Annotated in this window: 12 protein-coding genes; 6 read left to right on the plus strand and 6 right to left on the minus strand. The window is 41.1% G+C overall.

The features are described 5' to 3' along the window. Positions 1–216 precede the first annotated feature (216 nt). Both AC1F2U_RS26565 and AC1F2U_RS26570 read left to right on the plus strand, forming a co-directional pair. On the plus strand, positions 217–1,596 hold the full coding sequence (locus AC1F2U_RS26565; RefSeq protein ID WP_480263820.1) for a ParA family protein: 1,380 nt from the start codon (positions 217–219) through the stop codon (positions 1,594–1,596). Further along, positions 1,596–2,312 (plus strand): ParB N-terminal domain-containing protein, encoded by a 717-nt coding sequence (locus AC1F2U_RS26570; RefSeq protein WP_480263821.1) that lies wholly within the window; start codon positions 1,596–1,598, stop codon positions 2,310–2,312. Before AC1F2U_RS26565 ends, AC1F2U_RS26570 begins: the two co-directional genes overlap by 1 nt. Before the next feature lie 211 nt (positions 2,313–2,523). On the opposite strand, the gene AC1F2U_RS26575 is transcribed toward AC1F2U_RS26570, so the two are convergent. The 3 genes from AC1F2U_RS26575 to AC1F2U_RS26585 all read right to left on the minus strand — a co-directional run bounded on the left by AC1F2U_RS26575 (position 2,524) and on the right by AC1F2U_RS26585 (position 5,281). After that, complete coding sequence (locus tag AC1F2U_RS26575; RefSeq protein ID WP_480263822.1) at positions 2,524–3,471, minus strand: glycosyltransferase family 2 protein; 948 nt, start codon at positions 3,469–3,471, stop codon at positions 2,524–2,526. Positions 3,472–3,536: 65 nt separating this feature from the next. Further along, the gene (locus tag AC1F2U_RS26580) at positions 3,537–4,562 is read right to left on the minus strand and encodes an Npun_R2821/Npun_R2822 family protein (protein ID WP_480263823.1); all 1,026 of its coding nucleotides are present in this window, start codon (positions 4,560–4,562) and stop codon (positions 3,537–3,539) included. Between the two features lie 269 nt (positions 4,563–4,831). Further along, positions 4,832–5,281, minus strand: a complete 450-nt coding sequence (locus tag AC1F2U_RS26585) for a hypothetical protein (RefSeq protein ID WP_480263824.1) — start codon at positions 5,279–5,281, stop codon at positions 4,832–4,834. 484 nt (positions 5,282–5,765) lie between these two features. Between AC1F2U_RS26585 and AC1F2U_RS26590 the strand changes: the two genes are divergently transcribed. Then, entirely contained in the window at positions 5,766–7,241 is a 1,476-nt protein-coding gene (locus AC1F2U_RS26590) for a DHA2 family efflux MFS transporter permease subunit (RefSeq protein WP_480263825.1), read from the plus strand. A 40-nt stretch (positions 7,242–7,281) separates the two neighbouring features. Next, positions 7,282–8,031 (plus strand): SDR family NAD(P)-dependent oxidoreductase, encoded by a 750-nt coding sequence (locus tag AC1F2U_RS26595; protein WP_480263826.1) that lies wholly within the window; start codon positions 7,282–7,284, stop codon positions 8,029–8,031. 182 nt (positions 8,032–8,213) lie between these two features. Here AC1F2U_RS26595 and AC1F2U_RS26600 read toward each other — a convergent pair whose 3' ends face one another. From AC1F2U_RS26600 to AC1F2U_RS26610, 3 genes are all read right to left on the minus strand, one after another. Then, a complete protein-coding gene (locus tag AC1F2U_RS26600) occupies positions 8,214–9,167 on the minus strand; it encodes a DUF4238 domain-containing protein (protein WP_480263828.1) in 954 nt (317 codons plus the stop codon). Between the two features lie 157 nt (positions 9,168–9,324). Continuing rightward, a complete protein-coding gene (locus AC1F2U_RS26605) occupies positions 9,325–10,317 on the minus strand; it encodes a sugar-binding transcriptional regulator (protein ID WP_480263829.1) in 993 nt (330 codons plus the stop codon). A gap of 101 nt (positions 10,318–10,418) precedes the next feature. Beyond that, positions 10,419–11,219: an SDR family NAD(P)-dependent oxidoreductase gene (locus tag AC1F2U_RS26610; protein WP_480263830.1), complete on the minus strand. Its 801-nt coding sequence runs from the start codon at positions 11,217–11,219 to the stop codon at positions 10,419–10,421. A 149-nt stretch (positions 11,220–11,368) separates the two neighbouring features. Between AC1F2U_RS26610 and AC1F2U_RS26615 the strand changes: the two genes are divergently transcribed. Then, on the plus strand, positions 11,369–12,715 hold the full coding sequence (locus AC1F2U_RS26615) for an ABC transporter substrate-binding protein (protein ID WP_480263832.1): 1,347 nt from the start codon (positions 11,369–11,371) through the stop codon (positions 12,713–12,715). Between the two features lie 95 nt (positions 12,716–12,810). Next, on the plus strand, positions 12,811–13,734 hold the full coding sequence (locus tag AC1F2U_RS26620; RefSeq protein ID WP_461918550.1) for a carbohydrate ABC transporter permease: 924 nt from the start codon (positions 12,811–12,813) through the stop codon (positions 13,732–13,734). Positions 13,735–13,810: the final 76 nt, after the last annotated feature.

Consider the following 13,810-nt stretch of genomic DNA (forward strand, 5'->3'; position numbering starts at 1 on the left):
GGGATAATGGGGAAATACATACGTAGCCTGTTAATTTTGAATATGGCTAGCTCTCAAAATTGGTGACTTTATCAGCAAAAGTACTAATTTTATGATAATTTTTTAGATTTTAGAAGTGATTTCTATCACTCAAGATAATTAAGGCTATGCCATAATCTAGCAAATATCAGGTTTTGTCTCACTCAAGTCCACTAATTATTTAGAGGTAGAAAAATATTGCCTTTTAATCCTGAGCTGTGCCGTAACGAAAGCGAAGTTGAAAGCAAACTCATAGTGCAATATTTGCTACCGCAGCTAGGTTATACTCCTGACACCTGGCATCAAGAGGTTGCCATTGGTAGCATCCGCTTAGATTTCTTAGCATTTGCTGCACAAGTGATTCCCTTTGTTTTAGATGCCAACTCACCGCTAAGTGTTGTCATGGAGGCAAAGCATCCCAAACAAAACTTAAATCATCATGTCCCCCGACTCAGGCATTATTTAACCAGCTTGAATGTCAGATATGGATTGTTGACTAATGGCAAAGAGATTAGAATTTACCAAAAATTGCAATATGATATTCAACTAGTATTTCAATGTTCTGGAAAGGAAGTTGAGATACAGTTAGATGAAATTAAAAGTTTAATTGGTAGAGAGAGTCTCAAAGAAGGACAGTTAGTAGATAAGCCAGAAGTCCAAATAACTGAAAATAATTTAAATTTTGAAATAAAGAGGCAACATTCAATGAAAACGATTGCAATCTACCACAATAAAGGTGGCGTTGGGAAGACTACTGTTGCAGTCAATCTTGCAGCAGCATTACGTAAAAAAGGTAAAAATGTACTTTTAGTTGATATAGATTCCCAGGCAAATACTACTTTTGCTACAGGATTAATTAAATTTCAATTTGAAGAAGATGATAATTTAAGAGAGTTAAACGTATATCACTTATTAGAATCAGGAGATTTTAACTTTATTCCAGAAGTAGTACGCACATCTGATTATTTCAACAATCCAGAAATTGATGTTATTCCTTCACATATTACATTAATTGAATATCAGGATAAACTAAATAAAATATTAGCTAGTAGGAGTAGGCTAGTAACAAAACTAAAAAGGGTAGAAAATAATTATGATGTTGTAATTATTGATACTCCTCCCTCTAGAGATTTGTATGCTGAAGTTGCACTGATTGCTAGTGATTACCTGATAATTCCATCCGACTTGAAACCATTTGCTAACCAAGGTTTACCAACGGTCAAAAATTTTGTTAATCAAATTAATGAATCTAGAGAAATGATGGGTAAACCGCCTATTAGTATAATGGGCGTTCTTGCTTCTAAAATCTCAACAAATGCTAAATTTTTACAATACAATTTCCCTAAACAGAGAGAAGTAATTTCAGAGCGCTATCAGCTGCCACTTATGGAAGCTGTAATTTATGATAGAACAGCGTTATCAGAATGTATGAATCAGACTATCCCAGTTGGAGATTTAGAATATCCTGACCCTAAATCTATTATAAAATTTGCCGAGTTAAAAACTTCTGCTCAAATTTCGGCTGAAGAATTTAATGTATTAGCAGATGAAGTTATCCAAAAAATGGGAGTTTATTAATGATTAATTTTTCTTTGGTAGATGTCAAAAGTATTGCTTCTAATCAACCTCGTTCAAATTTTGCAGAAGCTGATTTGGAAAACCTCGCAGACATAATTATAGAAACTGGAGGAATTATCAGACCATTAGTTGTCAAAATGACAGGAGTAGAGAACTATACGGTAGTTGATGGACATTTTGAATATTATGCTGCTGTCAGGGCAAGAGAAAAAAATCCTCGACAAGGTGAAATGGTTAATGCTTTTGTCATTGCTCCAAAATTAGAAGATTTAGTAATAAAGCAAGTTTCATCTCTCAAAGGAATTGATTCTTCTGGTAAAATAACACCACCACAGCCTGAAACGACAAAATTAGAACCACGTCTGGCAAATTTAGAATTACGTCTTGAGAAGCAATTTAATGAGTTTAAGTCAGAATTTTTACAAGAAAGACAGAGAATAGATAGTCAGTTTAAGCAACTTGAAAACCTTATTCCTCAAAAGGGCGAACAGAGTAATCCGCTTACTTTATTGAACACTTTAGATAAAGATGAGTTATCTATAAAGTTACAACGCTCTAGGATTCCTGGGGCTGAAAAACTTGCAAAGAGCATATTTGATGCTCGAAGTAAGAAACCGAAGCAAAAGTTTGAAGATTACCGCGATGTAGTAAAATCTGTTAAAAACTTGGGTGATAAAACAATTTTGACTATTATTGATGAGTGGTCAAGAAGTTAGTAGCTATTTAAATAAGTTATTCGCGGTGTAAAAACTTGCATAGCTCTTCTCTGTGTTTTTGTGTAAGCCATGAGCCACCAAGATAATTGTAGGTTGGGTTGAACGAAGTGAAACCCAACAATTAAGGCTCAATGTTGGGTTTCGTTCCTCAACCCAACCTACACAGCTTTTCCAGATAACGTGAAAAGTCAGTTGCATAATATGTCAATCTCTAACCCTGCATCTGTCGCAGTGCATTAAACGCCTTACCTCGCAACCCAACTGGTAACAACGATAAACCTAAACCAGTCCAAGCTTTAGCAGTCGAAAAAGACTGTCCCGCCAAAACTAGCTCTCTACCTTGTTGTGTTTCACCCTTTTCAATTAAACGCAAACCTAATAATAATTGCGTTTCAGTTAAACGATTTTTCCTGACCTTTTCTAATTTTTCAGAATCAAACTTATAATTTTCTAAATACTGAATTTTATCAAATAAATAAGGAATCGCTCGATTAATACCTTGCTGTTCTGCATGGTAGCGATATTCCATCAACAATTCTGGTAAGTAATAACCCTTTTTTCCAGCCAAAGCTAGACGCACAAATAAATCATTATCCTCACAATTTTGCAGATTTGGCTGCATATATCCTAATTCTTGCAAGGTTTTACGGCGAAATAATGTCGCCCCAACTTGAAAGCTTTGCTGAATAAATACAACTTCCAACAAATTATTGACAACACCTGCTGGTAAATTCTTTCTACCCCAGCGATGAGAATTTTCTTGAGTTTTTGCCTCATCCCGCACATTGTTAATATCAATTATCCAATGGTCTGTACCAACAAAATCAATGCTAGAGTCCTGAGCAAGAATAGCTGCTGTACTTGCGAGAAAATCGGGTGTTAGGCGATCGTCATCATCAAATTTGATAAAATATTCACCACTGGCAGCATCAAAGCCAGAGCGCATATTATTACTTTTACCAATATTTTGCTGATGACGGATATATTTAATCCGATTGTCTGTGTATTGTGACATCAATTCGGGTGTGCGATCGCTAGAACCGTCATCACAAATAATTAGCTCAAAGTCTTGCTCAGACTGGTTGAGTACACTGTCAATTGCGAAAGGCAGTAAATTAACTCGATTAAAAGTGGGAATGGAAACACTAACTTTAGGCATTTTTGCAAGATGAGAGTGGACATTGCTCACTAACTAAAGGTCTAATGAGCAAGGCTGGGCAAAAGCTAAGTGTAGGAAATAGTTTGATTAATTTTATTCCAAAGTTTTTTGATAAATCGATTGCTTCTAGCCGCTATGGTAGGTGGCTTTAATCGCTTCGGTTTTTGCTCTGGTTGCTTCAGAAAGCGATAGTGCAAAAATTCATTTTTGTAACGAATATCAACATCTTCACCTTTACACAAGCGGGCAAATCCAACAGCAGAGTAGCCCATATAGTGAAGGCGATGAATTGGTTTTAATCCCTGTTGGTTGTAAAGGACATTATCAATGTTCACAAACGGATTTGCATTAGCACAGTTACCTGTTCTATCTTCACCATTGGGACTGAGTGTAAAGTTAAATAGTGGTCGAGCAATTCTAAAAGTCATGTAACTAAATAAATCTGCGTCACACCACCAAGCGATTTCGTTAATCAATTCGACTTCTTTATCTTCTATCAATCGCTTTTTGAGTATTTTTAATTCTTCAACGCCTAAAATACCCTTTTTTGAACCAAAAAAACTAGAACAGTGAATTTCTCGTCTGATTTCAGATTCAGGTAAAGACATTTTTTGTTCTAACTTCGGCAAGTCGAAAGCTGCAACTGAAGTTTGTTTTGTGTGTTCCCAGTCATCAAACACAAAGTCGTATTGGTCTAGTTTTTCTAAAACCTTATCCAACTTATTCATTGCCAAACTATCAGCATCATAAAATACAAATCTTTCAAACTCACCATCAAAAGCACACATTTTTCGGATTAAATTATTTTTTTTATTCCATTCGATAGAAGGTTTATTTTTTTGACTTCTTGGATAAGCGTTCCAAACTTGAACGGCAAAATCCTCCCATTTTTTGATCGAGCTTTTATTGTCAAACAAGGTGACATTCGGTCGAGAATGTATCTCTTGTTTAACTCGTTTTAAGCGGTCATCATAGGGAATAATACAAATAGGAATATCTGGACTAACATTTACCTCAATGCTGTTTAGCAAAGCTACTAGTTGGTCAAATACCACGTCATTAGCCAGTGTGTAAATCCCAAAATTATCCATTGTAATAAATTCTTTTGATTTTTGAATTTACTGAGTAAAGCCAATTCTCTGTGAAGCTGCACATCATTTAGACCCCTCACAACCTTCCCGAACTCGCGGAAAGCGCCGCAGGTAGTGGGGTTATTTCTACACATCTTTATACAGAATTGGTATAACGCGAATAATGCGATCGCTATTTTTTGACCGATTATTCTCAAATAATAATATAGCTATTTTGGTTAGTTTGGATGATACTAACATTACCCCCCTACTTAGAAGCGCCTAAAACTCTAGCTGTTAAACAATTGCCTCCTAGAGAATAATTTCAGCAACCCAGCGGTTCCTACACCCCAAGCACCATTAACCAATAAACCTGTCACTATTCCCACAAGTTTCCAGCCGCCTGCGATGGGTTGACCCTTGAGCGGTGCAACTACAAACCAAGCCACTAGCGTCGGAGCAATTGCACCAAAGACTAAAGCTCCTAACCAGTAGTTTTTATCGTGTCGAAAACGAGGTGCAATTACTACCAAAATCAGTCCCCAAATCCCTCCCCAGAAAGCATTTGACCAAATTTGCGGGATTCCTAATGGTGGTGTTGGTGCAGTTGAATAAGGGGCGCGAGGCGTAAAATTTACTGCATGTAGCAACGCCAACATACCTTGATGAAATAGCAAAACAGACATAAAGCCTGCAATAAATCCTAAAGCAAATCGAGATAAGGCAGCTTTTTGAGTCATTGCTTATACAAAAAGGTACTTATTTGCAGTTGTAAATGTGACTTTAATAATTGACATTTCCCATTCCCTATTCTCCCTTTTCTCTAGAGCTTGCTTCTGAGAGTTGTCTATGATAGTTTGCTAACTAGTCTAAATACAGTAACTCTATCAAATTACCGTATTTTCTTGAACACTATCGTTAATATAGCCGAAGGAGTGCAGAGTTAAGAGTACTTAAGTACTTTACCAAATATATGACAAGTGGAAAAGCCAATCTTGCCGATTGGGAAGTAGATACCTGTGTTGGGGAAAGGTTAAAGGGAAAAGGTTAAAGGGTAAGGGAAAATTTCAGACCTTTACCCTTTAACCCTTAACCTTTTCCCTACTTCTGCAAGAACTCACGTTAAACTTAGTTTCCTGAACTTAGTAGCGAGGATAGCACCCTACAATGAATATACGTATGCAAACTATTCACAACCGTAAAGTCAAAGGTGGAGGCTAAACGTTGGCACAATTCCAAGCAGAACCTCTGGCTTTATCAGGCTCTCAAAAAAATTGGGTCTTACTCGGTGTCGGACTTGGGGTATTCATGTCTACCCTGGATGTGGGCATCATTAATGTTGCTTTGCCCACATTAGTGCAAGCCTTTGGCACTAGTTTTCCTACCACCCAATGGGCTGTATTGAGTTACCAGTTGGTTAGTTCCGGTTTAGTTTTGGGAGCAACCCGCTTGGGGGATATGTGGGGTAAGAAGTCCTTATACCAAGGGGGACTGGTTCTGTTCACTTTCAGTTCGCTGTTGTGTGGTTTTGCACCTAGTATCGAGTGGTTGATCGGCTTTCGGGCACTTCAAGGACTAGGTGCTGTATTCATTTCTGGGCTTGGTTTGGCAATTATCACAGAAGTTTTTCCCTCTTCCGAACGAGGTCGGGCTGTTGGCATCATCGGTAGTGTAGTGTCACTGGGAATTGCTTTTGGCCCCTCTGCTGGCGGATTGCTCTTAAGCTGGTCAGGCTGGCATAGTATATTCTTCATCAATGTACCTCTGGGGATTATCGCTAGTTTCTTAATAGCTCGTGTAGTGCCACCTTCTGCACGCATTGAGGGCAAACAGAAATTTGACTTTTTGGGAGCCATATTGGCTTTATTGACTCTGGGTAGTTTTGGGCTGGGTATGACGCTAGGGCAAAGCCAGGGCTTTGGCAGTACTAATGCATTGATATTACTAGCGATCGCCGCCGTGAGTTTCACTACTTTTTTAGTAGTTGAAGCGATTCTAAAGCAGCCACTACTAGAACTAAAGCTGTTTCGCAATCTTCAGTTGAGTATGGGTTTGCTAAGTGGCTGGTTAGCATTCATTGTTATTGGCGGTTCGCTACTCATCGTCCCTTTCTTTCTAGAGAGCGTCAAGCAATATCCGACGGTAAAAGTAGGGCTGTTACTAGCCGTGTCACCTGTACTTAGTGGGTTAATTGCCCCCCTAGCTGGAATACTTTCAGACCGCTTTGGCGCTCGATTGATCAGTTCAATTGGGTTGGGGTTGATGATTGGCGGCTGTCTGGGGATTAGCACCTTTGATGCTCAAATTACTGAGCTAGGCTATGTATCGCGCTATTTTATTTACGGCATTGGTCTAGGTTTATTCCAATCGCCCAACAACAGCACTGTTATGGGATCGGTACCAAGAGAGCGGCTAGGAATTGCTTCTGGGCTTTTGTCTTTGTCACGTACATCAGGTAACACCGTAGGAGTTTCTCTAATTGGGGCAGTATTTGGAGCCTTAATCGCTAGCATGTCTGCGGGTGCAGATGTCTCTGTTGCCCCTCCTGATGCGATCGTTGCAGGGTTCCAAGGAACTTTTCGCTTTGCAGCCCTAATACTTTGTGGGGCGGCTGTTGCATCTGTTTTGAGGATTGGTAAGAGGCAGGGGGCAGGGGAGCAGGGGAGCAGAGGGGCAGAGGAGCAGGGGAGGAATAATTAATGCTCAACATTCAATTATCAATTACTAAGGAGTTAGATAAATGACAGGTAAATTAGAAGGAAAAGTGGCAATTATCACTGGGGCTTCAGCGGGAATTGGAGAAGCAACTGCGATCGCCTTAGCAGCAGAAGGTGCAACAGTAGTACTCGCTGCTAGGCGTGGCGATCGCATTCAGGCATTAGCAGAACGCATCGAAGCTAGTGGTGGCAAGGCATTGCCTATTGTCACTGATGTGACTGATGAAACTCAGGTAAATAACTTGGTGGCAAAGGCAAATGCAGAATTGGGAAGGGTTGATATCCTTGTGAATAATGCAGGGATTGCCTTACTGGGCACGATTGAAGCTGGAAATAGCTCAGACTGGCGGCGATCGTTTGACCTCAACGTATTAGGACTGCTATATGCGACTCATGCCGTTTTGCCTCTGTTGAAGGCGCAAAAATCGGGGCATATAGTCAATATCTCCTCAGTGGCTGGCCGGACAGCGCGGGCGGGCGTTGGTGTTTATAATGCTACCAAATGGGGTGTCAATGCCCTCTCGGAAGCATTGCGTCAAGAAGTCCACAAGGATAACATCCGCGTCACCATCATCGAACCTGGGTTGGTGGATACGGAAATTGACAACCAAATTACCGATCCCGTTGCCAAACAACGGATTCAAGAACGACGCAATTCAATTCAACCTCTGCAAAGCGAAGACGTTGCAGCTGCGATCGTTTACGCTCTTACGCAACCACCACGCGTTAATGTCAACGAAATCCTCATCCGACCAACGGGACAAGAACATTAAGTAAGCATAAAGTCCAGGAGTCAGGAGCGGAGCTATGTATATCTGAATTTCATCAAACTCTTGTGAGGTGGGCCGGAAAGCCCGCCCTAATTATGCAATTTAAATGTGGAACAGCTTATGATGTCCGGCAAATCAGCCGTCATTGATCAATTGCAATTGAAAGGACGCGATCGCATTAAAATTCAGGTTAACAAAAACTCAAAATTTTTCTTGCTGGAGTAAGTTTGTCTATAACATTGAATTTCTTGTAGCTTGTTATAGGATTTTATATCTTCTTCCGAAAGGGTAACGCTCATTCCGTCAAAACTTTTTAGCTTATTCCAAAAACTTGGTTCAAACATAATTATAATATGTTTAGAGCTAATTGGATAAACTACTTGGACGCCATGTGAGGACAAACCATTTCCAAAATCTTCATGGAATTTAATTGCTATTGGATTATCTGAAGTCCATAGTGAAATAGATGTAGAGTTTACACCAAATAACCATATATGACTTGATAATATTTTTGATATTTCTGAATCGGAACCTTGGTCGATAATATTAGATATATAAATTAAATGCTGTGCTATTGAGTCTTCTTCAATCCCTACCTTAATTAGATCGTGAAAATCAATTGAATTACTTAAATTTTTTGGACAAAGAAAGCTAACTTTTGGAATATTTATCTTATTCTTAAATAGTGCTTGATCCATTCTTTTTTTAAGATCATCTAAAGATTGAAACATTCCTCTAATTTGACCTCTAAGCATAGTTGTTCTGACTAACTGAAGTGCTAAAAAGGCAGAGAAATTTTTCTTTGCCTCTTTGTCTAGAACTCCAAGAGAATCAAATAAGTTTTTTTTCTCTATTTCTTCAAGACAATCTATTATCGATTTTAGAAACTCTCCAAAGCTTGATTCTACTTTAGATAGATCGTCTTCAATGAACTGAGATTTTGTTTTATCCCTTAATTCTTCAGGTAAAAATGGATCGGGAAAGTCATTAAAATACCTATCTTGGGCGACATCTTTCACATCAGCAGGATAGATAGATTTTTTTATCTTATCCCAAACAAATAATTTTTTTTCTTCACCAACAAAGTTTCTTAAATAGCATTGAGGTACGAAGTGCTGCTTCTTTTTAACTTGATTCATTTAAATTAATTTTCTAACTATTTTCTGGTCAAATGTCAATTTTCAGCGATCGCTCTTGTCACTAACCCAAAATCTTTTCTGTTAGGCAATTGCCCATAAGTGGCGAACCATGAGTATAGGCTATTCGAGAAAAGACATTTTTTAAGCCAGACTAGCACTAAATTTTAGCAAGAATCATTTGGGCAGCAGCTTCATCGGTAATCAATCCTGTAATTAACTTGCCATGCAGAGCAGCCAAAATCGCCTCTGCCTTTTTCACACCGCCTGCCACTCCAATAATCAGTCGATGAGCCGGTTGTTCGAGGGCTACACTGGCAACCCGACTGTTTGTCCCCTCTTGCAGCAATACTCCACGATCGCTATAAGCCCAACCTGCAATTTCTCCTACTGCTCCCAGTTCAATCAATTCAGCCACCTCATCGTCATTGATGAAGCCATCTTGATGTAACGGAGCATTCCAAGCAATGTGACTAATTCCGACAAAGGTTACTTTGGCTTGCTCTGCAAGAGTTTTGACGGCGATAAACGATCGCTGAGTCTGCAAGAGTTCTCGTTCTTCGACACTGGTTGCAACAACGGGAGTCGGCACTGGGTAAGCTTGGGAACCGACGCGATCGGATAAATGCATAACTACTTCGTGACGACCCGCACGCCCAGAATGAGACATATTCCCAATGATTGACACAATTTTATGTTGGGGTTGGTTCATTGAGGGTATCTGCTCTACCATTGCTCGCAATGTGCGACCTGACGAAAACGCCAATATACTTGGGGTTTTAGCCATCAGATAAGCCTCTAGGTGGGTGGCAGCACATACACCAACTCCGTATAATGTATCACCATTGCCTGCATCAGTTGGTACTACTTCACAAAGTGACAGAGCAAAGCGATCGCGTAACGACTCAGCCAGAGCAATGCATTCACTCAGGGGATGATCGAGTCGAAATTTAATCAATTTTTCACTGACCGCCAGTGCCACTAAGCGTTGTGCAGCTTGCCGGGACACATTGAGCTTGGCAGCAATTTCTTCTTGCGTATTGCCGGCGATGTAATAGAGCCAAGCAGCATGAGCAGCCAAGTCTAATTTGCGTGCTCGAAGGGGCAAGCCAGCTTTGCTGGCATCGCGCCGCTCTAAAAAAGGTTGTCCCATATACTACCTGCAAAAACTATGTATCTATCAAAGGCATGATTGGATAATTTCGAGTATATGCCCAAAGATATAATCTTTGCTCAATTATTTTTAAAATTCTATTATCCCCCAGTAACCTCCAAGTTAAACCCAGTAATGTAGCTTGCCTCTTCGCTCATTAAAAACGCTACTCCATTTGCCACCTCTTCCAGGCTTCCTAAACGCCGCATTGGTACTGAATTAATCATCTGTTGCTCAACCACCTTGGGATCGGCATCAAAGTACTGCGATCCTACTGCTGCTTGCAATTCGGTTTGCCTCGTCCACATGAAACCAGGGCCAATCAACGCAGGCGAAAGCGCATTCACCCGAATGCCGTAAGGAGCCAAGTCTTTTGCTGCCGTCTGAGTAATTCCAATGACAGCAAACTTAGAAGCGGCATAAGCCAACATATTTGGCGGCCCGACTACCCCTGCATAACTCGCCATATTAACGATCGCGCCTCCACCAGCATCGCGTAATTGCTGTGCAGCCGCCTTGAGAATGTGGAAAACGCCGACAACGTTGATGTTGATAACCTTTTGAAAGTCGTCTTCAGGATATTCGTCAGTCTTAGCAAACACTCCTTGATAGCCTGCATTATTAAATACATAGTCGATCCGCCCAAGCTGCTTTACAGCGCTAGTAAAGGCTTTGGCAACATCATCACTAGATGTAACATCACAGCGAAATGTGCCGACTGGAACGTTGTACTCTTTTAATTCCTCAGCCACATCTGCCATCTTTGGTTCATTTAAATCTAGTAGTGCTACACCTGCACCATTGGCGGCAAAACGCTGTGCAGTTGCCTTGCCAATATCTCCCGCACCGCCGGTAATTAGGATGGTCTTACCTGCAAACTGATAAGTTGCTTTCGCTGTCATGGTTTAAACCTCTTATTGAAGAATTGTTGCAAATCGTCGTCATTCAAATGAGATTGGTATGATTTCTATTATTGAGCTTTTGCCCAAGAATAGAGCATAAAATCAAAAATTTATTTCGTTCGGTTTCTTTACTTTAAAGGAGTCATGCGATGCGTATCCCCCGCTTCGCTAAAGTGCTGGTTGCATTTCTCGCTGGAGTGATGCTGGTGCAACTTCTACATGCTTGTTCGCCACGCTCCCAAGCCGCAGAGAAAACTAGACTGACGATCGCCACTGTTAATAATGGCGACATGGTGGTGATGCAAGGACTTTCTCGGAAATTTGAGGAAGCTAATCCTGATATTCAACTCCGGTGGGTTGTGCTGGAAGAAAATGTGTTACGCCAACGCACAACTACAGATGTTGCTAGCCAAGGTGGGCAGTTTGATGTCATGACTATTGGTTCCTATGAAACACCAATCTGGGCTAGGCGGGATTGGTTAAGACCCTTGGATCTAGGCGCAAACTATGACGTAAACGATCTGCTAAAACCTATACGAGAAGGACTTTCCAATAACGGCAAACTATATGCTGTGCCATTCTATGGGGAAAGTTCCATGCTGTACTACCGCAAAGACTTGTTTGAAAAAGCCGGGATTGCGGTTCCTCAACAGCCAACTTATCCCCAAATGAGAGAATGGGCAAGCAAAATCCACGACCCAGCAAATGGGGTTTATGGAGTTTGTTTGCGCGGAAAACCTGGTTGGGGTGAAAACGTCGCATTTGTTTCCACATTGGTTAATACCTATGGTGGACAGTGGTTTGATATGAAGTGGCAACCGACGATTAATACTCCAGCTTGGAAAGAGGCGATCGCCTTTTATGTCGATCTGCTTAACAAATATGGGCCGCCGGGAGCCAGTTCCAATGGATTTAATGAGAATCTGGCATTATTCTCAACAGGCAAATGCGGTATGTGGGTAGATGCAACCGTTGCTGCGGGGTTGTTATCCAATCCGAAAGAATCCCAAGTTTATAACAAAGTTGGCTTTGCGCGTGCGCCAATTGAAAAATACCCCAACGGTTCAAACTGGCTTTGGGCTTGGGCGCTAGCAGTTCCAAAAACCTCAAAATCACCCGAAGCCGCGCAAAAATTCGTTGCTTGGGCAACATCAAAGGAATACATTCAACTGGTTGCCAAGGAAAATGGCTGGGTTGCTGTACCACCAGGAACTCGGACTTCCACTTATGAAAATCCCAACTATCGAAAAGCTGCGCCCTTTGCAGAAATCGTGCTGGCAGCAATCCAATCTGCCGATGTTACCCGTCCATCCGCACAACCAACTCCATATAAAGGAGTTCAATACGTTGATATTCCAGAATTTCAGGCGATCGGTTCTTCAGTCGGACAAACCTTGGCGGCGGCGTTGACCAATCGAACTTCGGTAGATCAAGCGTTGCAGCAATCGCAGAAATCCACCGAACGCTTCATGAAACACACGGGTTATATCGAGTAATTCTCAGATGTTCCACAGCGATACTAAACCCAGAAACTCAGATTTAATCTGAGTTTCTTAATTACGAATTACGAATTACGAATTACGAATTGCTTATGTCTTCTTCATTAGCGGTAAAACCTCAACACGAAACGCCACCACCCACCAAGCAACGGACTACGCGGCAAGTGTCAACCTTACCTCTGGTTGCGCCTTCGGTCGTTGTCCTACTGCTGTGGATGATTGTGCCTCTGGTGATGACTATATGGTTTTCCTTTCAGCGTTATAACTTGCTGAATCCAGATGCACGTAAATTCATCGGCATTGAAAATTTCACTTTCATCCTTAGTGACTCAGCTTTATGGACATCGATCGCCATCACAATAGTTTTGGTTGTTTCTGTTTTAGCAATCACAATTGGTCTGGGTACATTACTAGCAGTGCTATTTGACCAAGACTTTTATGGTCGTGGAGTGGCGAGGGTGCTGGCAATTTCACCATTTTTCGTGATGCCCACAGTTAGCGCCCTAATCTGGAAAAATATGCTGATGCATCCAGTGAATGGGCTGTTTTCTCAAATCACCAGAGGTTTGGGTTTAGGGGCGATCGATTGGTTTGCCAGCGTTCCCCTGCTTGCCATCATTATTATTGTGTCCTGGGAATGGTTGCCCTTTGCTTTGCTGATTTTATTGACTGCAATTCAGTCACTCGATCGCGATCAGTTAGAAGCTGCGCGGATGGATGGTGCAAATGCGATCGCTCTATTTCGTTTTGTCATGCTACCGCATCTGAGCCGCGCTATTTCTGTGGTTGCCATGATTGAGACAATTTTCTTCCTGACCATCTTTGCCGAAATCTTTGTTACCACAGGCGGCGGGCCAGGACTTGCAACCACTAACTTAGCCTATTACATCTTCTTAAAAGCCTTGCTGGAATTCGATGTCGGCGGTGCTTCAGCCGGTGGATTAATTGCCGTAATCCTTGCCAACATCGTGGCAATCTTTTTGATGCGTAGTGTTGCTCGTAATTTGGATACCTAATAAACATCTCCAAAATAAGGCTACCAACGCAAACCAAAATGACTTACATAATTACGAATTACGAATTACGAATTAC

The organism is Nostoc sp. LEGE 12454 (assembly GCF_056620565.1).

Bases quoted from the DNA above. Each gene is read 5' to 3' on its own strand.
- AC1F2U_RS26580 (WP_480263823.1), bottom strand. From the start codon at position 4,562: ATGGATAATTTTGGGATTTACACACTGGCTAATGACGTGGTATTTGAC.
- AC1F2U_RS26615 (WP_480263832.1), top strand. From the start codon at position 11,369: ATGCGTATCCCCCGCTTCGCTAAAGTGCTGGTTGCATTTCTCGCTGGA.
- AC1F2U_RS26585 (WP_480263824.1), bottom strand. From the start codon at position 5,281: ATGACTCAAAAAGCTGCCTTATCTCGATTTGCTTTAGGATTTATTGCA.
- AC1F2U_RS26570 (WP_480263821.1), top strand. From the start codon at position 1,596: ATGATTAATTTTTCTTTGGTAGATGTCAAAAGTATTGCTTCTAATCAA.
- AC1F2U_RS26595 (WP_480263826.1), top strand. From the start codon at position 7,282: ATGACAGGTAAATTAGAAGGAAAAGTGGCAATTATCACTGGGGCTTCA.
- AC1F2U_RS26610 (WP_480263830.1), bottom strand. From the start codon at position 11,219: ATGACAGCGAAAGCAACTTATCAGTTTGCAGGTAAGACCATCCTAATT.
- AC1F2U_RS26620 (WP_461918550.1), top strand. From the start codon at position 12,811: ATGTCTTCTTCATTAGCGGTAAAACCTCAACACGAAACGCCACCACCC.
- AC1F2U_RS26600 (WP_480263828.1), bottom strand. From the start codon at position 9,167: ATGAATCAAGTTAAAAAGAAGCAGCACTTCGTACCTCAATGCTATTTA.
- AC1F2U_RS26605 (WP_480263829.1), bottom strand. From the start codon at position 10,317: ATGGGACAACCTTTTTTAGAGCGGCGCGATGCCAGCAAAGCTGGCTTG.
- AC1F2U_RS26575 (WP_480263822.1), bottom strand. From the start codon at position 3,471: ATGCCTAAAGTTAGTGTTTCCATTCCCACTTTTAATCGAGTTAATTTA.